Here is a 21,537-nt window from a genome sequence, read left to right on the forward strand (position 1 = left end):
AAATCTAAGCTGGTGCTTACGAAGCAGCTTTTGTGGCTTTAGACATCGTATAACGATGCCTGAAGCCGCCACAAAATCTTCAGGAGGTGAGGTCTGCTTGCGTTCCAAGCCTCGGTTGTTCGCTTTCTCTCATATTTGCAGCCAGTCGTATGTTACCGGTGCGGAGAAGCTGCTGCTGTTCATGCTGAAGGAGCTGCTCCCGTACTTCAACTGCACGCTCGTCGTTCCGAACACCGGGTATTTGTCTGCCCAGGCTGCTTCGGCAGGCGTATCGATTGTTGTTCAGCCGATCCCAATCTCTGTTCCGCTCTATCTGGCGCAGCCGCATCTAATGGAAGAGCTGCATGAGTTCAGAAGCCATTCGGACTACGCAGCGCTCGTGCAGCTGCTGGCTGAACAGCGCCCTGACGTTGTGCTTGTGAGCACCTCCGTCCATCCGATGCCTGCAATCGCGGCGAAGGAGCTCGGCATTCCAGTCGTCTGGATGCTCATGGAAACGATCCGATTAACCCCGTACACATCCGCTTCAGTCGCCCTATTCGAACGTTACTCCGATTGGATTGTCGGAATCTCTGATTCCACGCTGCAGCCGATCCGAATGTTCTTCCCCCAGCTTGCGAACCGAACGATGCTGCTGCCGCCGTCCTGGCATATCGACTCTCTTCATCCCGCAAGCTGGCAGGCGAATAGGGAGAACAGGCGCAATCGGCTTGCGATCAAGCACCAGCATAAGCTGATCGGCTTCATCGCCTCCTCGATCTATGAGAACAAAGGTTTCATCCCTTACATCAAAATGTCGATCGACATTGCGGCGCGTCACCCGAACGCGATGTTCCTGGTCGTCGGCAACCCGGTTGATCGGCCGCTGTTCGACTCCGGCATCGATATGGTCAGACAGGCGGGTCTGTTGGAGCGATTCCGCTGGGTCCAATTCGAGGATCGGATCGAGACGATCTATCCTGCCTTCGACCTGCTGGTCGTGCCAAGCTTAACGGCGGAAGGCTTCGGTCTGACGGCGCTTGAAGGACTTATTTTCAAGAAACCGGTCGTGGCCTTCGCTGCTGGCGGACTTGCAGAAATTATGGCTGCCACCGGCAACGCGGCGAATGCGGTGCCCGTTGGAGACGTTGGCGGTCTGATCGCTCGCGTGGATGCGCTGCTCCATACCAGTGACCTGCATGCGGTCGGAGAGAAGAACGCTCACGCTGCGGACCTGGCATACGGTTTGACCGCCTATCGGATTAAGCTGCTTCGGCTGCTGGAGCTGCTCCGAACGAACACGATACGAGTCCCGCATCTCGTGCGCGGCAGCGAACCTGTCATTTATTTGCTGGAGGGCGGCGTGCTTCGGCCTTTCCGATCGGAAGCTGCCGTTATCGAAGCTGGTTATTCGCTGGAGCAGATTATGCAGATCGACGATGCAACGATTCATGCGCTGCCGAAGGGCGAGCCGATTGGCCGATTCGAGCTGCCCGCTATTCTGCCTCCGGCACCGCCGCCTCCGCGGCCGCGCGCTCGCGGCAGAAGAAGCCGCAAGAGCGTCAGATCGCGAAGCGGGAAGAAGCGGTCCGGCAAGTCGAGAGGCCGCGCTGCGACAAGACGACGGAGCAGAAGCGGCAAGAGCGTGCGGCGTAAGAAGCGGAGCTAAGGAGCAGGGAAAGGAGAGAAGTCCATGCGTGTTATGACGATTCTAGGCACAAGACCGGAGATCATTCGCTTGAGTCTCATTATTGCGAAGCTGGATCAGTTGGCGGAGAAGCATACGCTCGTTCACACTGGGCAGAATTTCTCGCCTTCGTTAAGCGGCATTTTTTTCGAAGAGATGGAGGTGCGTCCCCCAGACTATACGCTGTCAACAGGCAAACAAACGTTAGGCGCGCAGCTGTCCGCCATCTTCGGAGAGATCGAACAGGTGCTACTGCGCGAGAAGCCGGATGTTGTACTGCTGCTTGGGGATACGAACAGTGCCTTATGCGCCATCGTTGCGGAGCGGATGGGGATTCCGGTTCTTCATATGGAAGCGGGCAATCGCTGTTACGATCTGAAAGTGCCTGAGGAGAAAAACCGGCGCATCATCGATGCCGTTTCGACAATCAATATGCCGTATACCGGTTACAGCAAAAGCAATTTGCTGCGAGAAGGCGTTCCCGCAGATCGAATCGTGCAGACAGGTAACCCCATCTATGAAGTGCTCAACCACTACATGCCGCGAATCGAAGCGAGCGGCATTATGGATCGGCTGGGACTGACAGCGGGTCAATATGTGATCGTGACCGCCCATCGGGCGGAGAATGTCGATGATCCTGTGCGTCTGCGGTCGATTATAGACGGGCTGAACATGGTCGCGGACAAATCGGGACTGCGAATCGTGTGCAGCGTTCATCCGCGAACCCGTTCCAAGCTGGAAGGCGGCGTCGCTGCGCATACGCTTCATCCGCTAGTTGAGCTGTATGAGCCGTTCGGATTTCTCGACTTCGTGAAGCTGGAGAAGGATGCGCGGCTCGCGATTACGGACAGCGGGACGGTGCAGGAGGAATGCTGCTTGTTCGGCGTGCCGACCGTGACGATTCGCGATACGACCGAACGTCCTGAGACGGTCGATTGCGGGAGCAATGTTGTCTGCGGCTTGAAGCCTGAGAATATCGCAGGAGCCGCTGCCGTTATGATGAGCTTGCCGGCGAACTGGTCAGTGCCGGATGGGTACAAGGCCGAACATGTTTCGGACATTGTGGTGAAATATGTGCTTGGAGGGAAATGGAATGTTTAACAATTCGCGTATTCTGGTGACTGGCGGAACCGGTTCATGGGGATACGAGTTAATCCGTCAGCTGCTGCCGCAGAATCCGAAGCAAATCATTGTTTTCTCTAGAAACGAATCGAGTCAGGTGGCGATGAGCCGGTTTTTCGAGGATAAGCGTCTGACATTCTGCATCGGAGATATTCGCGACAAGGAAGCCTTGATGCGTGCGTGCGAGCAGGTGGACTACGTGTTCCATCTGGCCGCGCTCAAGCATGTGCCGGTCTGCGAGGATCAGCCGTATGAGGCATTGAAGACCAATGTAATAGGTACGCAGAACGTCATCGAGGCGGCCATTGCGAACCGCGTCAAACGGGTCATCTATATCTCGACCGATAAGGCAGCGAATCCATCGAACTTCTACGGCATGACGAAGGCGATTGGCGAGAAGCTGATCGTATACGCGAACCTGCTACGGTCGGAGACGAAGTTCGTCTGCGTCCGCGGCGGCAATGTGCTTGGTACGAACGGCAGCGTCGTTCATCTGTTCATTCACCAGATTCAGTCGAAGCGGCAGGTCGGCATTACGGATCTGCGCATGACACGGTTCTTCCTGACGCTTCAGGATGCGATTAGTCTGCTGTTCAAAGCGTCGGAGGAGAGCATCGGGGGCGAAATATTCGTCATGACGATGCCGACATGCCGAATTGTCGACTTGGCAGAGGTGCTGATGGAATCGCTGGGACGTCAGGCAGACATTGTGGAAACGGGCACGCGTCCGGGCGAAAAGCTTCATGAGATTCTGCTGACGGAATTCGAGAGCAAGAGCACGGTCGTCTATGACGATGAGTATCTGGTCATTCTGCCGCCGCTCGATGTGCCAGGCTTGAAGGAGCGCTACAGCTCGTATGCGCCGGTCGAATTCGACAGTTTCAGCTCCAGCCAGAACATTATGGATAAGGAGCATATCCGGCAGCTGCTGGTGCGCGGGGGGTTCCTCGCATGAAGCTGCTTGTGATCGGCGGCAATGGGATGGCCGGTCATCTGCTGGTTCAATATTTTCGCACAGTAGAAGACGTAAACGTCGCGCACACCACGAGAAGGTCTGACGATCCCGAAGGAATACCGCTGGATGCATCGGACTTTAAGCAGGTGCTGGCTGTCGTTACCGAGCATCGTCCCGACGTCATCGTCAATGCAGCGGGCGTTCTGAATAGCGATGCCGAGCATCATCCGCTCGCTGCCTATCAGGTCAATGGACTGCTTCCGCATTGGCTGCGACACACCGCGGATACGATAGGGGCGCGTCTCATTCATATTAGCAGCGACTGCGTATTCTCCGGCAGCCAAGGGTTGTATACGGAGCAGGATACGCCCGACAATCCATCGGTATACGGCCGAACGAAGGCGATTGGCGAGGTGACGGATCCGCGGCATCTCACGATCCGCACCTCGATTATCGGGCCGGACCAGAATGCGGCAGGCATCGGTCTGCTGCAATGGTTTCTGAAGCAGTCCGGGACGATTCAAGGCTATTCGCGCGTGTACTGGAACGGCGTTACGACGCTGGAGCTGGCGAAGGCGGTACGCTATGCGATCTTGCATCCGCACATCGGCGGACTCGTGCAGCTTGCTGCGCCAGAGATCGTGAGCAAGCTGGAGCTGCTGCATTTGTTCCAAGCTGCATTCGACCATTATGAAGCTGTGATTACGCCAACGGATACGCCAGTTATCGATCGGACGCTTGCGCCGATCCGCACCGATTGGAGCTATGAAGCGCCGTATTATCCGCAAATGCTGAGCGAATTGGCGGCATGGATGCGATCCACATGACCGGCCTACGTGTATTGGTGACAGGAGCGGGCGGGTTCAGCGGCGAGCATGCGGTTGTCCATTTTCGTCAAGCGGGATGGGAGGTCGTGGCTGCCGTCTCTCGTCGCATCGGCCTTGAAGCGGCTGCCCCTGGCCCGGATAGCGGACATGAGGTCATTGCCTGCGATTGGACGGATCGAGACGATGCGCGGAGAGTGATTGCACAGGCGCAGCCGGATGCGGTCGTTCATCTGGCTGGGTTGAACGCAGTAGGGGGATCTTGGCTGGATCCGTCTGCGTATCTAATGACGAACGGGATGGGGACGGTTCATCTGCTTGAAGCGATAAGAGCGGCTGGCCGCCCGTGCCGTGTGCTCGTTGCAGGCTCGATGCTCCGATTTCGGCCTTCGGCAGACACGGATGCGACACCTGCCCCCCTTCATCCATACAGCTTGAGCAAAATGGTGCAGGTGCTTGTCTCGCAATGCTGGTCATCCCTTTATGGAATGGATGTCATCGTTGCCGAGCCATCCAATCTGATCGGCCCCGGCCGATCAGAGGGGTTGTGTGCGCTGCTGGCGCGGTATACGGCGCAGACGGAGGCAGCAGAGGCTGCCGGCGAGACGGCTGCGCCATTCCGACTGTCGTCGCGCGATGAACGGCGCGACTTCCTGGATGTGCGCGATGCGATGGCCGCATATGAAGTGCTGCTGCGAAGCGGCACTAGCGGCAGCGTCTATCCGGTCGCTTCCGGCCAGTTCGTGACGCTGGAGCAGCTTGCACTTCAATTCGCCGCGATGGCGCATAGCAAGCTGGCGTTCGAGATTGGCGATTCGTCGGCTCAATCGCCGGAGGCGGTCGATCTGGGCGGCATTCACTCGCTTGGCTGGCAGGCCCGCATACCGCTTGCGCAGTCGCTTCAGGATGCGCTGGGCGATGCGAGAACGATTCATGCACAGAAAGGGAAGGGCTAGCGAATGATTGCAGGAAATCCGAAAGTATCGATTATTATTCCGTTCTATAACGATCCGTACGTCCGGGAAGCAGTCGAGAGCGCGCTTGCGCAAACGTACGCGAATGTCGAAGTGATCGTCGTCGATGACGGGTCGACGGAACATGCCGATCTGCTTAAGCCTTATCTGGGCAGAATCAGTTATCTGGGGAAACGAAACGGCGGCACGGCGAGCGCGTTGAACCACGGCTTTCGATATGCGAGCGGGGAATATGTGGCATGGCTGAGCTCCGATGATTTCTTCTATCCGGACAAAATAAACCGCCAGCTGGCTTCGATGCAGAAGGCGGAAGCATGGATCGGCCATACGGGTTTCGATGTCATCGATGGCAGAGGCAAATATACGCAATTAGGAATTATTCCGCCGAAGGCTGCCAATGACATGCTTCGGACGTTCCGCAATAGCAACCCGATCAACGGCTGTACCGTGATGATGAAGAAAGAGCTGTTCAAGCGGATCGGGTTGTTCAACGAGCATCAGCGGTATACGCATGATCTCGATTATTGGTATCGCGTCATGCTGGGGGGATATCCGGTTCACCTGACGCCGGAACCGCTTATTGCATACCGCTGGCATGAAGGAATGGGAACGCTGCAGCATAAGGAAGCGATCGAGCAGGAAACGAGAGCGCTGTTCAGTCACTATGAACAACGCTGGTCGACGTATCTCAGACAGCTCGGCATCCGATAAGCGAAGCTGTATAAGCCGGCAGGAACGCGGCAGAGGAAGTTCGCCGCCCCGCTGGCCGCAGCCATCGTAAAGGGGGACAAGCTTCCTCGATGTTATCGTTCGTTATCGTTATCTTTATCGTTATCCGACGCCGAGCTGGCGCAGGATCAGTTGGAACGCAGCGGCGTAGTGCGCCGGTTGAAACTCCGACATCACGCGCTGTTCCGCTTGGCTGACGATCGCCCTGCGAAGCATCGAATCGCGGCGGAGATTCTGAACTGCATTCGCAGCGCCTGCAATGTCTCCCAAGTTGTAGTAGATGCCGTGAACGCCATTGGCGACCATCGTGCGGATGCCGTCGTTGTCGCTCGTTACGATCGGGCACCGGCATATCATCGCTTCAAGCGCAGCATAAGGCGCGCCTTCAGACAGCGAGGTCATCAACAGCGCGCCGCCGGAATCGGCCGCAGCTGAGAAGTATTCGGCCATCTGCATGCGTGGAACATGCGGCAGCAGCTTGATGCGGTTCTGCAGTCCGAGCGCATGAATGGCGTTCGACATCGCCAATCGATCCTGCGGCACCGAGAGTGTCGGGTCCTCGAACATCCACAGCTCTGGATCTTCGCCGCGCTTCACCAGCTCATGGGCGATAAGCAGAAATTCCGACCAGTTCTTATTCGGCTCGACTCGTCCGATCCAGATAAGAATCATCGGCAGCTTCCGATTGGCAGGCTTCGAGTGATAGTGGAAGGCGGCTGCGTTAATCGGGTTAGGGATGACATAGCTAACCTTGTGAGGCATCATAACGCTGAGCAGACCGGTAATGAGCGGACTGCCCGGATGCAGGACAGCTGTTGCGTGGGGCTGGATAACCCCGTACATCAAGGATAGTTCGGAGCGCGCTTTCTGAGGTGGACCCAACCCTTGTATCTCGAAAATAATCGGCTTCGCGTAACCGAGCTCGCGAAGCGTCTGGACAACCGTATACCAGGAACTCACGACGATGGCGGATGGGGGATGCTGGCGGAGCAGCTCTGCGAATTGTTCCGGCGTGTTCGCATAGTGGACGGGGCAAGGCATCGTGCCTTGCGTGCTGCCGATGCCCTGTTGGAAGTAGATCAGTCTGCAGCGAATGCCAGCTTTCGTTAAGGCGGGTATGCGTTCGCAATTGAGCGTATGCATGCCGCCGCTTGGGACGACGAACATGAACCATATTTCCATAGCTGGTTGACGCACCTTCCTTTCATCCTGCTGTACAGTTCATTAGCTGCGAGGCGGATCGTCCTATCCAGGTGTGCGGGCGATGAGCGCTGTAAGCGCGGAACGGTACATATTCCCGATCGTTTGAGCTTCCTGCATAATCGTATCGTAATGCTTCTTGGTTCCCATGCCTGGGTGCGACCGATAGACGGTAAGCGATTCGTTAATGAAAGGGAAACCGAATCCGGCAAGTACAATCCGAATCCACAATTCATAGTCATGGGTATAAGGGAGACGGTCATTGAAGCCGCCCATCCCCGTGAACAGCTGCTTCGTCATCATGATGGTGCAGCCATTGATCGCACATCCGCCTAGCAGCGAGTTATACAACTCTCGTGCAGAAGGAAATTTGGCAGAAGCATTGCGGGAGGTAATGTTGTAGTACTGATCGATAACGTCAAAATCGGTATAGCTGATCTGCGCGCCAGTCGCTTCCATGAAAGCAACCTGACGTTCGACCTTCGCTGGTTTGAATTGATCATCGGAGCTAAGCCACGCCACATATTTGCCCGACGCTAGGCTCATCCCGTAATTAAGCGCGCTAGCTGTGCCGCCATTCGCCTTGCCGATATAGTGAATGCGATTGAGGTAAGGGGCGAGCTTATCCTGATGCATGGTGGAACCGTCATCCACGACGATGATCTCGATATTGGGGTAGGTTTGATTGAGTGCACTTGCAACAGCCTGATCAACATAGGGGCAGTTATAGAAGGGGATAACAATAGACACCATAGGCATGCCCGGCTGCATGATGGGTATCCTCCGTTCTTTCTCGTAGTCGTTCTCTTAATAGCATACGAGAATAGGAGGAGCAGGGACACGTCATCTGCTCCTCCTCAGGAGACTATTTTGCAGCGGAAATGTTGAACTGTAGGGGGGTGAAGTAGTTAGATAGCGTTCGTTCTGTATTACGGAGATACGATAGTTATATGCTAGGCTTACAGTTCCCAGCGCATGAGTACGCCGGCTTGGGTCAGTCCTGCGCCGAAGCCATAGAGAAGCACCAATTGGCCCGGCTGCAGCTTGTTGTCGCGAACGGCCAGATCCAGAGCAAGCGGAATCGTTGCGGACGACGTATTGCCGTAATGTTGGAGTGAAGCAAGCGTCCGCTCAACAGGGATGCCGGAACGTTCGCAGATCGATTCGATAATGCGCATATTGGCGCTGTGCGGAACGAACCAGTCGATATCGGCGACGGTCAGACCAGCGCGTTCCAGCAGCTGCTCGATGCCGATAGGTACGGTGCTGACCGCCCATTTGTACACCTCGCGGCCGTTCTGCACGATCTTGCCGGGATTCTGCAGCTCGTGTTCGCCGAGCTTCTCGGACAAGCCGGTCAAGTATACATGGTGGCCGCCAGCTCCTGTCGTTACGGAGTAGGATGCGAGCAGATCGCCTTCGCGATCGTCATCGGCTTCCAGCAGAACGGCGCCAGCGCCGTCCCCGAACAGGATGCACGTCGTGCGATCGGTGTAGTCGGTAATCTTCGTCATCGAGTCGGCCCCAATGACCAGCACTTTGCGGGCGATGCCGGAGAGGAGCAGCCCGTTCGCATTTTGCAGAGCGGCCGTGAATCCCGCGCATGCCGCTTGCAAATCGATCGCACCGCAAGCCCCGATGTTGAACGCCTGTTGGACGCGAGCCGATACGGATGGGAATGGCATATCAGGCGTCGTTGTGGAGACGATGATGTAGTCGACATCTTCGAGCTGAACGTTATAACGGCGCTGCAGATCAGCGACAGCTTCGATGCACATATCGCTTGTATATTGATCCGGGGCCGCTGCGCGGCGCTCCGAGATGCCGGTACGCTGCACGATCCACTCGTCGTTCGTCTCGACGAGACGCTCGAGGCCAGCGTTCGTTATCTTTTGATCAGGGACATAAGAACCGATTGCCGTCAGCTTAGCGTTAGAACGAATGCGGAAGGATGAAGTCATATCGATTACCACCTTTGTTATCTGGTATTAGTACCAGATGCTAATACCTAATACTATACATGTGGGAGGGTGGTTGTCAAGGAGGGGGATAATGAAGGGGGAACTCTTCTAACTGTGGAACCGACTCAATTGCTGGATCCGCCGAATACCTTAATTCCCGAAGGAAGGTGAAGTCTGGTCTTGATCCGGTAGCAACTAATACTACATGCCGAAAATTATCCCATCCGTGCATTAATAGAAGACAATCCCATCGTTCTTCGAGATACGGTTGCATATGCAGCCATCCCTACCCGGCTGCTTTTTCAACTGTAGAGGGTCAATCATGCTATCGAAGCGAGCTTTATTATTCAAAAATTGAACCGGTGACTTTATCATGCGAACAAGCAGGATCGTTCAAACATTTATCGAATACACCGAAGATAGTATTTTGGGATAGATAGACCCTTGAGTATACATATAAGTATACAAAGTTGAAATATGTGTCGTTGGAGGTTTCCATGGGCAACTTTGGTGATAAGATTCGGCTGTTAGAAGAGAGTTATTTTGTAGGGCGCCGCATGGAGCTGGATGCTTTTAGGGATATCGTCTTCAACTCGGATCGTACGTCAACCATTCTTAATATTAGCGGTACAGGGGGGATTGGAAAAAGTTCTTTGTTGGACCAGTTCCAGCGAATATGCGTTCATGAAGGAGTTCCATTCTTTCATTTGGACTGCGTGGACTTTACGAAAACACCGACCGGGTTTACCTCGCGACTACTCGCTATACTTAAGGTTAAAGCAGTTGATGAGGGACGGGAAGACGAGTTATTGCGGCAGGCCCAGCAACAGCTGAATCATCTGGCGGGCAAGGGGCGCGTAGTCTTCGCAATCGATACGTATGAAGAAATGGATGAGCTTGATGATTGGATTCGGAATTCCTTCTTAGTCGGATTATCCAGCCGAATCATCATCTTGTTAGCCGGCCGATTTCCGCTGAGAGGAGGATGGGTTTCATCCCCAGCGTGGAGAAGCTTAATCAAATTTATGCCACTGTCTCCTTTTGACTTCGAAAACTGTAAAGCGTACAGCTTCATTTATGGAAAGAACGATGAAAGCTTTGTGCGACAATCATATATGATAACAAAGGGACATCCCTTAGCGTTATCCCTTTACATGGATGTACATAACCGGGAACAGGAACCCGAATTGCTGCTTTGGAAGGAAACCTTTAAAGAAATTGCAGGCCGGTGGCTGCGTGAGCTTCCGGATCCGGCTTTGTGCGAGCTGTTGGAAGCAGTAACCATGGTCCGGGTGTTCAATCATGAAATTCTTGAGACGATGTTTGAGAGGGAAATCAGCAACGAAGAGTTTAACAAGCTGATTCATCTTTCTTTTGTTAGAAAAACAGAGCGGGGCTGGTATTTGCATCAGGTGCTGCGCAAAGCGCTTTACCAGGATTTCAGATTAAGAAAACCTCAAATCTACCATCGTCTATGGCAGCGGAGCGTCCAATACCATTACAGCCTTATTACCTCAAGCCATATTTCAATAGAGGAAAGGAACCTGCTCCTGCTCGATTATATCTATGTTGTGGGAGATCCAGGTTTTCGAGCTATGTTTTACGATGATGCGATTGATCAATCCTACTATTTTGAATCTATTAACCAAGACAACTTGCACGAAGCTGAGCAATATGTACGAGAGGTCCTTGCCAACCTGAAAGACATCGTTCAAGAGATGTTCGATCCGGTTACGAATGAGAAATATATCTATAAAATACCAAAGTCCGTTAACGAGAAATGGTTTACTTCCATTTCGCTATCCGATGTCATTTCATTAGGAAAAGATGCAATCAGGCTGCTTAAGAATGAGAAGCACGAAGCAGTGGGCATGTTCATTTATATTCCTGTTCATCGTCAATCACTGGGGTTATTGGAACTGAACCCGATTACCCAATCTTACTTCCGAACCTTATCCAGACATGAGAGGGATAAACTGAACGTATCTCCTGAGTCGCCTGCAGGATGGTTTCAATACAAGATCGATTTTTCTAAGGACGGCAGTGCGGCCGCTCGCTTCATGTTCTTCCAAACTTATCTATCCTATTATTTGAAAGGTGGAGTGATGATATACACGACGCCAATGAAATATCTTCAGGAAGCTGTCAAAGGAATCGGTTATTTAGAGGTACCACGAGCTACGCATAAAGCCTTTGGTCCAGATTTTCCTGCTCCAGTAATGGCGCTTGACTTCAGGGAAGATAAGGACTTGAGGAAATTTGTAGATAATCTATATCGGTCAACGAAAATCGACAACAAGGATGAGGCGTTGGATGCCGTTCTATCGGGACTGACGCCACGCGAACGGGAAATTGCTCTTCTGGTCACATCCTGCTCTTCTAATGAGGAAATTGCCCAGAAGCTTTACCTATCGGAGATTACGGTGAAGAAAAATCTGAGCCGAATTTACGAGAAGCTGGAAGTGAAAGGAAAAACAGAGCTGATTAAAAAATTATTGCGTTAATCCACATCATGATGAAGAAAGCCCGAGAGGATGGCCTCTGGGCTTTCTTTGCATTTCGGCTGCAAATGTTGCTGGCGTATACCCTTTTATATACTTTGGTGTCCTTTCAAGGTGCAATTGCTCCAGTTATGCTTGTGAGTGGAAGAGGAATGAGAGCCTAACCACTGATCATTAGTACACGGACGTTAGACAACGATCCCGATAAAGGAGTAATGAACGATGGACAATAAACCGGAGGACCGCGTTCAAACGGATCCCCTCATCGATGCATACAGATTCGATCTCAAATCCACTAAGCAGCGGCAGGCGTTCGATACCATCTATAAGAAAAACAACGGCGATTGGACGGCCGTAAGGTCCGAGCTCGAGAGCCATGAAGCATTCGAGCCCGAGCTGATCGGTAATCTGGACTTCACCAATCAGTTGGCCGAGTGGAGCGGAGCGAACCCGAAGGTGATCGTCGCGTTTCAGAAGGACGAGCAGATCCGGTCCATTCGCGATATCGCGGCCAAGTTAAGCAAATCAGCTTTTATCGAGAAGGTGAAGGAAGCCGCGCCGGGTCAATCCGAGGCGGACCAACGGGCCTACGCGGTCAAGCTGCATCGGGAACTTTACCGTGCTCAGCCGACCGCTATGCTGACAAATCTGATCAGGGACCCGGAGGTCCCGATCCTGAATAACGACGTCGGGTTGCATCTAGCGTCGGTGTTAGACGGTCAGCCCGAATTTAATATCCGCACCACTTCCATTTATGAGCTGGTCAAGCAGGATGAGGTGATGCAGGCAATCCCCGAAGATCATCGCGACGAGGTCATCCTTCAGATGAAGACGCTGCAGCGTATCGCGGCGATCAGTCCCGATTCGGATGCGTTGCCGGTGCTTTATAACGCGAACCTGCACTCATCCCTGCATATCTCGTCCGTGCCCCAGAAACAATTCTTGGCGGCGATGAGGCAGAGCGGTCTGGAGGAAGAGACGCTGATGCAGATTTATACCAATGCTCAGCAGGCGCGCGTCCGCAACGAGAAGGCGATAATGGCGTTACGGGAAACATATCGAGGGACCGGCGTAGCCATGATAGATCAAGGCCTGTCAATCCGCGTTGATGGGCAGAAGACGGACCAATCCATTAACTCGCTAGAAGAGACTCTCGAGAAGCATCATCTCTCCTGGGACTTGCTCTTCGGCGATGCCGATTTCTGTGACTGCGGCGAATGTACATCTGTCTACAGTGCGGCGGCTTATTATGTGGAGCTGCTGCAATATCTAAGGAACAACAATCTGGATAACGATCCGAGCAATCCGATCCCGATTAATCCCGATCCGAAGGATATCTCCGGCACCCCGTTGCAGAAGCTTCTCGAGCGCCGACCGGACTTAGGAGAGCTGGAGCTGACGTGCCAGAACAGCCATACGGTTCTACCGTATATCGATCTGGTCAACGAAGTGATGGAGAATTATATCGCGTATACAGCCCCCAAGCCTTTCAACGTGGAGGGCGAAACGAGCGGCGAGCTGCTGGCCGAACCACAGCATACCGAATATCAGGCGTATGCCACCCTGAAGCACGAGGTTTATCCGTTCAATCTGCCGTATCATCAGCCGATTGATGCCGCCCGCATCTATCTGAACCACCTGGATACGAGCCGCTATGAGCTGATGCAGACGTTCCGCAAGCATCAGGAAGACGCGGATCCGAAGCTTGCCTGGCTCAAGAACGAAGCGCTCGACCGGGCTGTGGACGCCGAGTTTCTCGGGTTGACGCAGGAAGAGTACGTTATTCTGAACAAGGAGAGCTTCGAGCAGAAGGCATTGATCGATTATCAGGCGAGTAAGCTTCACACCGAGGAGGAATATCGGCAAATCATCGGCGTCAAGCCGGTGTGCGAATATTACGGCTACGCGGATAACGCTGCCATGCTCGCCTACGATGGTCTCACTCTCATCAAGCAGCAGTTCCTGCGCCGGACAGGGATCGATTACTTCGAGCTCGTCGATTTGCTCAAGACCAGGTACGTCAATCCTTCGATGCCGACGGGCAAATCGAAGATGATCATGGAGAGCCTGCGCTTTAGCTACCGATACCTGCAGAGCTACGCGGAAGCGAACGGCCTTGAGCAGATGGCGGATATGCTGGCCAAGAGCGAGCAGCTCGCGATGATTCAATCTGAAGCCAGCGGAGTCGCGATTTCCGAGAGCGAGATCGTGGATTGGGTCAAAGACCAATTCGCCAAAGTCGGCAAAATGATCGTAATCGAGATTGGAAGAGACGGCTTCGACGGCCTCATCTTCGTGGATAACCGTCAAGCCGCCGTGGTAGAGGAAGGCATCATTCGCGATAATATCTACTATCAGATCGAGTTTGGAAGTATCTCGGTGAATACGGGTGAAGTCACCATGACGAGTTCGGGCCAATTCTTCTGGGTGGATCCGGGGGATCCGGATCGGATCGGTAGAATGGTCTTCATTAGTAACAAAGGCGAGAAGGGCGTATTCCTGTTTAAGAACAACATTTTATTCCTCGTCATGCTCGAGCAGCGAGACAGCTGCGATCTCGGCACAGCGCTGCTGCAGCACCTGGACGGGACACCGCTTGAGACCGAAGAATATGACCGCATGCACCGCTTCATCCGGCTGCAGCGGAAGCTGGGATGGACGATCGACGAGACGGATCAAGCGATCGCGGGGATTGGCGGCAGCCCCGAAGAAGTGATTCCGACGGAATGGACGGCTACAGCAACGTTTGCAACGAATCCGGCATATCCAGGCGGCACGTTGAATTTTCAAACAGAAGTAACCGCACCAAAGAATGAGACTGTCATTATCGATGTGGAAATTTTCGATCTTACAGAGACGAGAAAAGTGTTCCAGCAATTTTTTGAGCATCAATCATTCCAGGCAGGAGTGACAAAGTTTTATCCGGTAAGCTGGAGTATACCAACGGATCTTCCTACCGGTGAGTATATTCTGAAGACGGGTATTTTCAACGACGGTTGGACAGGTCAAATTGAATGGTTCTATGATGTGGCCAGAATTCACGTCGGTGAAGGAGCAAATTTAGTAAGCCAGGCGAAAGTTACTTCCTCCTCCATCAATCAAACATCTGGGCAAGCCGGGGAGATCAATCCACCTCTCATCCATCAGCTTGTGGCGGTAAAGCGGCTTCTTGGGGCAACAGGTCTTGAGCTGTCCAAGCTGCTGACGTTCTGGAGCGATATGGGCGTATCGGGCGAGAAATCGCTATATCAGCGTCTTTTCTTGACGCATAATGTGCTGGGCATCGATCCGATCTTCAAGCCGGACGACAACGGGGATTATTTAAAGGGCGATGCCAGATTATCCGAGCATCTCCCTGCGGTCATGGCGGCGCTTCATCTCACCGCTGACGATATTCAAGCAATCGTCCAAGCAGCGGGGATGGAAGATGCGCTTACTTTGCACAACGTATCGATACTATATCGCTATCGTCTCTTATCCAGTGCGCTCGGGTTAAACATCGCTTCCTTCATCAAGGTGCTGCCGCTATTCGGAAACGTGTTCCGGAACGCTCACCTCACCCTCGAATTCTTGGAACGCTGGGGACGTATGGAGGCGGCCGGCTTTACGCATCAGCAGCTGAATTTCATCCTGAAGGGTACAGATGACGTCCATGAGCCGCTCACGCCGTCCCGGAAGAATGTGCTGCAGCTTGCCAAATCGTTGTACGATGGCTTGAACGCCATTGACCAGGCGCATCAGAGCCTGACGGCAGTCTCCTATGAATTTGCAACCAACGCCCTTATTCGAACGAAGACGAGTTTGCTCTTCGACAACGGCACGGTGGAGCAGATCATCGGCTTGTTGGAAGGCACGTTGACCTATACGACCAATGCGCCCACAGACGTGGAGGTCACGCTGCCAGATTCCAGCTCACTCAAGCGCAAGTTGAAATACGATTCAACTGTCGGCAGCATTAAGGTCGCAGGTATCCTGACCGAAGACGAAGTATCTGCCTACCAGGCGATTCACAGCGGTTCCGATTGGGCAAGCGCGCTCGTCCGCATTCAGAAGCAGCAGGACAAGCGCTTCAAGGAACTGTTATCGGGCATCTTCGACAATGAAACGACCTTGACGGAAGAGGAGAAAGCGCAGATCGAAGCCACAATCAAGAGAGGTGATATCTCGGTAGCGTTCGAACAACTAACGGAAGGACAGTCGGATCCGAATACGGCTCCGATGAAACGGACTGCGTTTCTAGCGTTGTTCCTGCCATATCTGCGCAATCAATTGTCACGCCGATTCGTAATCGATACGCTGGCCGATGCTATCGGCCTTGATGCGAAAGTTACCGCAGTATTGGTTATGGAAGTGCTCCGGATCAAACCAGGCACTGCTCCGATCTATGACGTATTCGAGCAAATCAAAGATAGTGCAGCACCAAGTGAGGCAGCATGGAGCGGTTATCTTATACCGCCTGCCGAAGCCGCTTATACGTTCATTGTCCGTAACAGCGATGCATCCCCCGTCATCAGGCTGGATGGGGCGGTAGTGGAAGTGATTGCCCAAGAGGACCCGACGAACGAGTGGTGGAGCGGGACGCTCCACCTGCAGGCCGGAAAGCTATATAAGCTCGAAGCAGCCGGCGCGGCGCTCAGCCAGATCAGCTGGAAGACGCCTGCTTCGGCAATCGTTCCGATCCCTTCGTCCGCGCTGATCCCAGACTTTGCTTCCCAACTATGCGAGCCTGCGCTCACGGCGCTGACCAAAGCCGCGATCCTCGTGACCGAATTCGGTCTGAGTGCGGATGAGGTACGGTTCTTCGCTGTGCATGGCGATCGTTTCGGGCAGCTTGACTTCAATGCACTGTCGATGCCGCATTGGCTGCGTCTGGACGCTTATGTCCGGCTGCGCGAGTCACTGCCGCTTGGCAAAGGGACGCTGCTTGAGTTCTGGGCGTGGGTGTACACGACATCCGACGGGTCGCAGCTCCCAGACAAGATAGCGGATCTTACCGGCTGGAGCAGCTTACGGATCGGGAAACTGATCGCCGCGGATCACTATAACGCTAGCGCATTGGAGCTATTCGGCCATGAGAAGACGCTGCTGAAGCTGCAGCATGCGTTGCAGATCGCGGATAAGATTGGCGTCGACATCGACCTGCTCTTCGAATGGGCAGTACCCACGTCCGACTTCGGCGAATGCCGAGTGATTGCCGATAACATCAAGCATGCGATTCGCGTAAGACATGCTCAAACAGAATGGGAGCAAATCGCGAAGCCTCTGCATGACCAGCTTCGCAGCCATCAGCGGGAAGCGATGATCGGATATTTGCTGCAGCGCCAGGAGTTGATCGATTGGGAGGTAACGGACGCGGACGGGTTGTTCGAGTATTTCCTCATCGACATGCAGATGGAGCCCGTCATGGAGACATCCCGCATCAAGCAGGCAATCTCCTCGGTCCAATTGTTCGTGCAGCGCTGTTTCCTTGGCTTGGAGGAGGCGCAAAGCGGCATCTCGCCGGCCACCCTCGATCGAGAGCGTTGGGATTGGATGCAGCGCTACCGGGTATGGGAGGCCAACCGTAAAGTGTTCCTCTATCCGGAGAACTGGATCGAGAGCAATCTTCGGGACGACAAAAGCCCATTCTTCAAAGAATTGGAGAGCGATCTGCTGCAGAAGGACATCACTGTAGAGAATGCGACGGCTGCGCTCGCTTCCTATCTGTATAAGGTTAACGAAGTAGCTAATATGGAAATGATCGGGCTATGCATCTCTGGAACCGGCGCAGGAACCCAATGGAGTAAAGGAGCAAGGCTGCACGTGTTCGCCCGCACGCGCAATGCGCCTTATTACTTCTACTATCGTTACTTTGCGTTGGATGAGCAGAATTGGTATGCGTGGGAAAAAATGCAGGTTGATATTCCATGCTATGACATCGAGGACCGGGTCACCCGTCAGGTAACTGGGAACGGTTGCTATTTGACACCTATAGTCTGGCATGGCCGCCTGCTCGCTTTCTTTCCGCAGATTATGAAGAAAACGAAGGCGAATCCCGGATCCGGCACCGGCAGCATTTCCTCGCTTGGTAATGACGCTAGCGGCATTGATAAGATGAAACCTGTCGAGTTCTATGAAATCCGAATGGCTTGGAGCGAGTATCGCGGCGGAAAATGGACGCAGAAACAAATCAGCAAGGAGGCAGTATACACTGATCCTATCGACGCGATCAACGATTTACCGTATTTCAAGTTCGTTCCGATCGCTTATGACGACAGAATTGTCATTAATGTGGATGATAACCTGGACAGCGATGGCATTCATTATATTGCTTTCTCTTTTAACGGGTCTGCATTCAAGATTGTGTCACCTGTCACTACAGTGGCAATTCCGATTGATAAATTCAATCGGTCGCAGGGCCGGTTGAACTCATGGCAGGTTAGTTCAACGGCCCCCTTGTCTCAGGTTAGGAATGATATTTATTTCCAGGAGGATATCTTTGGCGAACGATTATTCGGACTTCAGTATAATTCGATTCCTTTTCATTATCTCGACACGGGACGCATGCTTGGCAAACTGGGTCAGGGCACAGCAGAGCTTTTTCGTCAACAGAGCTTCGATCCCGGCCAATATGATCAGGATTGGCACTATAACATACCGAATCTCTACCATGAACTGAAAGGCGTCTATTCGCTCTATGGATGGGAGCTGTTCTTCCATGCACCGATGCTGCTTGGGGATGCGCTTAGTAAAGCGCAGCAGTATGAAGAAGCGATGAAATGGTTCCATTACGTGTTCAACCCGATCGCGGATGGGAACGACGACAACCGGTTCTGGCAGTTCAAACCGTTCAAGAATACCGACAGCCAGCGAATTCTGGACCGCATCTTCAAGGAGCTTCACCCGAATACGCCTGACCCTTTCATAAGCGAATGGCGCAACAAACCATTCATGCCGCATGTCGTTGCCCGGAGCAGAGGAGTGGCCTACATGAAGTGGGTCGTCATGAAGTATCTGGATAACCTGCTCGCTTGGGGCGATCACTTGTTCCGCCAGGATACGATTGAATCGATCAATCAGGCTACCCAGCTCTATGTACTTGCAGGGCATATTTTAGGACCTCGTCCAATGACGATTCCTAAACGGGGGAGCATGAAGGTGCACTCATACCTGAGCCTCTTGGACAAGTGGGATGCCTTCGGCAACGCGATGGTCGAGATAGAATTGGCTTCGCCGTTCAGTGATCAGATGGAGGCCCCAAGCGGCGAAATCAACGGCGAGCTGACCTTTGCCAATATCTACGGACTGGCTTCGTCATCATATTTCTGCATCCCGAATAATCCGAAGCTGACCGGGTATTGGGATACGGTGGCTGACCGGCTGTACAAGATCCGCCACGGTCAGAATATGGGTGGCGTCTTCCGGAGCTTGGCGCTGTTCGAGCCGCCGATCGATCCGGCGCTGCTCATGCGGGCCGCGGCACAGGGACTCTCTATTGCTACTATGCTGAACGACCTGAACACGGTGATGCCGAATTACCGATTCTACTATTTGCTGCAGAAGGCGCTGGAATTGTGCAATGAATTGAAGTCGCTTGGTGGGGCGATGCTAGCTGCCATGGAAAAGCAGGACAACGAGGAGATCGCTCTCATTCGCGCCAAACACGAGGGAGTCATGCAGCACCTGCAGATGGAGATCAGAAAGAAGCAGCTGGTAGAGGCGCAGCAAGCGGTCGAGACGCTCGAGCAGAACCGTAAAATCGTCGAGGCCCGGATGAAATATTACTTGAAACTGAGCGGCTTGGAGGAGAGCTTGGTGCCGTCCGATACGTCCGAGTTCAGTGGCATCCCGAACGAGATCGTAACCGTCGCGGGAGACAGCGGCTTGAAGCTGATTCCTTTCGAGAAAGAGGACATGGATAAAGCGAGCGCCGCCGCCGATTGGCAAACCGGGATTGGCGTCGTCGAGACGTTGGCTTCCGTGTTCCATGCGTTCCCGAGCACCACGATTGACTTTAAACCGCTTGGGGTGGGAGCCGGCGTAGCTTGGGGCTTCCCTAACCTGGCGAACGCCGCGAGTGCCGTCGGCCGTGGATTACGCATTCATGCGGACCACTTATCCTACCAATCTGCAAGCGCCGGCAAGAAGGCCGGCTTCACCCGTGCTCTGCAGGAGCGCATCTTCCAGGCGAACGCCGCAGGTTACGAATTGAAGCAGATCGATAAACAGATTACAGCGCAGCAAATTCGGATACAGTTGGCCAATCAGGAGATCGCGAACCAGCAGCAGGCGATCGACAACGCGGCTGAAGTCGAATCCTTCATCAGAAGCAAATATACGAACGAAGAGCTATACGTCTGGATGAAAGGCAGCCTGAAAACCTTATATCGCCAAGTGTATAATTTGGCCTATGACCTTGCGAAGAAAGCGGAGAAAACGTATTGCTTCGAACGGGGCGTCAGCAGCTCGAACTGGATCCAAGCCGGTTACTTCGACGCAGGACGAGACGGTCTGCTTGCGGGCGAGCAGCTCTATGTTGGCCTGAAGCAGCTCGAAGCCGCTTATCAGAACGAGCGCGGCTACGATTACGAGATTAGCAAGCCGATCTCGCTGTACCAGCTTGACCCGCTGGCCATCGTCAAGCTCAGGGAAACCGGCACATGCGAATTCGCCTTGCCGGAGGTGCTGTTCGATCTGGATTATCCCGGTCATTACAAACGCCGCATCAAATCGCTGTCAATCTCGATCCCATGCGTTGCCGGACCGTATACGAGCGTGAATGCTTCCTTGCGTCTGCTCGAGAACAAATTCCGGAACACAGCGATCGGTGGCAAAGCCTACGAGGAGAATACCGAAGAGAACGACGACAGATTCAGCTCCTATATAATTCCGATCCAAGCGATCGCGGCGAGCACCGCTCAGAATGACGACGGCATGTTCGAGTTGAATTTCAAAGATGAGCGTTACTTGCCGTTCGAAGGCGCGGGCGTGATCAGCAAGTGGCGGCTAGAGCTGCCGACCTTCAGACAATTCGACTACCGTACAATCTCGGATGTCATCATTCACCTTAACTATACGGCGAATGATGGCGGCGAGCGCCTGAAGTCCACCGCGGCCAAATCGGTTAAGAGCCAGCTTGCGGCAATCGAGCAGCAATGGAACGAGACGGGCCTTCACATGGGGCTGAATATGAAGCATGACCTGCCTAACGAATGGCATCTGCTTAAGAAGAAAGGAACGGTAGACGTTACCATCGATAAATCCAGACTACCGTTTATGGCACAGCCAATGACGACTGCAATCGAGAGCGTCATGTTCTTGGCGAAGGGGAAGAGTGACCCGGCCACATTCACCTTGCTGCTAGGTGACGAATCAATAACGCTTAAGCGGGTGGAAGACTGGAAACTCTGTCGCGAACTGAGACAGGACATTACGTTGAACGAACCTTTTACGCTAAAGGTTGATGACGCAGCCTTGAACGATCTTGAGGAATTGATCATGATCGTGAAATACCATTTGTAATTATGCATGGATTCGAGCTGCAACAGATCTGCCCAAAAAGGCCACGGACAAAACATAAGTCCGTGGCCAGGCAAGGAGGCGAATTATCAGACTTATCTGAGCAG

At 53.4% G+C, this 21,537-nt stretch carries 11 protein-coding genes; 8 read left to right on the plus strand and 3 right to left on the minus strand.

Annotated features, from left to right (window positions below):
- Positions 1-97 precede the first annotated feature (97 nt).
- Genes SBI19_RS02390 through SBI19_RS02415 form a run of 6 tightly spaced genes read left to right on the plus strand, consistent with a single transcriptional unit; the run spans position 98 to position 6,252 of the window.
- A complete protein-coding gene (locus SBI19_RS02390) occupies positions 98-1,648 on the plus strand; it encodes a glycosyltransferase family 4 protein (protein WP_317964617.1) in 1,551 nt (516 codons plus the stop codon).
- A 24-nt stretch (positions 1,649-1,672) separates the two neighbouring features.
- Positions 1,673-2,767 (plus strand): non-hydrolyzing UDP-N-acetylglucosamine 2-epimerase, encoded by a 1,095-nt coding sequence (gene wecB / locus SBI19_RS02395; protein WP_317964618.1) that lies wholly within the window; start codon positions 1,673-1,675, stop codon positions 2,765-2,767.
- Positions 2,760-3,743, plus strand: a complete 984-nt coding sequence (locus SBI19_RS02400; protein WP_317964619.1) for a polysaccharide biosynthesis protein — start codon at positions 2,760-2,762, stop codon at positions 3,741-3,743. Before wecB ends, SBI19_RS02400 begins: the two co-directional genes overlap by 8 nt.
- Complete coding sequence (locus SBI19_RS02405) at positions 3,740-4,570, plus strand: dTDP-4-dehydrorhamnose reductase family protein (RefSeq protein ID WP_317964620.1); 831 nt, start codon at positions 3,740-3,742, stop codon at positions 4,568-4,570. Before SBI19_RS02400 ends, SBI19_RS02405 begins: the two co-directional genes overlap by 4 nt.
- On the plus strand, positions 4,567-5,523 hold the full coding sequence (locus SBI19_RS02410) for an NAD-dependent epimerase/dehydratase family protein (protein ID WP_317964621.1): 957 nt from the start codon (positions 4,567-4,569) through the stop codon (positions 5,521-5,523). The genes SBI19_RS02405 and SBI19_RS02410 overlap by 4 nt, the downstream gene beginning before the upstream one ends.
- 3 nt (positions 5,524-5,526) lie before the next feature.
- Positions 5,527-6,252: a glycosyltransferase family 2 protein gene (locus SBI19_RS02415; protein WP_317964622.1), complete on the plus strand. Its 726-nt coding sequence runs from the start codon at positions 5,527-5,529 to the stop codon at positions 6,250-6,252.
- Positions 6,253-6,372: 120 nt separating this feature from the next.
- Here SBI19_RS02415 and SBI19_RS02420 read toward each other — a convergent pair whose 3' ends face one another.
- The 3 genes from SBI19_RS02420 to SBI19_RS02430 form a co-directional block, all read right to left on the minus strand.
- The gene (locus SBI19_RS02420; protein WP_317964623.1) at positions 6,373-7,467 is read right to left on the minus strand and encodes a glycosyltransferase family 4 protein; all 1,095 of its coding nucleotides are present in this window, start codon (positions 7,465-7,467) and stop codon (positions 6,373-6,375) included.
- A gap of 48 nt (positions 7,468-7,515) precedes the next feature.
- The gene (locus SBI19_RS02425) at positions 7,516-8,241 is read right to left on the minus strand and encodes a glycosyltransferase family 2 protein (RefSeq protein ID WP_317964624.1); all 726 of its coding nucleotides are present in this window, start codon (positions 8,239-8,241) and stop codon (positions 7,516-7,518) included.
- A gap of 188 nt (positions 8,242-8,429) precedes the next feature.
- On the minus strand, positions 8,430-9,431 hold the full coding sequence (locus SBI19_RS02430) for a ketoacyl-ACP synthase III (RefSeq protein ID WP_317964625.1): 1,002 nt from the start codon (positions 9,429-9,431) through the stop codon (positions 8,430-8,432).
- A 497-nt stretch (positions 9,432-9,928) separates the two neighbouring features.
- Here SBI19_RS02430 and SBI19_RS02435 point away from each other — a divergent pair, with 497 nt between their 5' ends.
- Positions 9,929-11,935: a LuxR family transcriptional regulator gene (locus SBI19_RS02435; RefSeq protein ID WP_317964626.1), complete on the plus strand. Its 2,007-nt coding sequence runs from the start codon at positions 9,929-9,931 to the stop codon at positions 11,933-11,935.
- Between the two features lie 219 nt (positions 11,936-12,154).
- The gene (locus SBI19_RS02440) at positions 12,155-21,433 is read left to right on the plus strand and encodes a Tc toxin subunit A-related protein (protein WP_317964627.1); all 9,279 of its coding nucleotides are present in this window, start codon (positions 12,155-12,157) and stop codon (positions 21,431-21,433) included.
- The last annotated feature ends 104 nt before the right edge of the window (positions 21,434-21,537 follow it).

The organism is Paenibacillus sp. CCS19 (assembly GCF_033239625.1).
In the GTDB taxonomy this organism is placed as follows: Bacteria; Bacillota; Bacilli; order Paenibacillales; family Paenibacillaceae; genus Paenibacillus_T.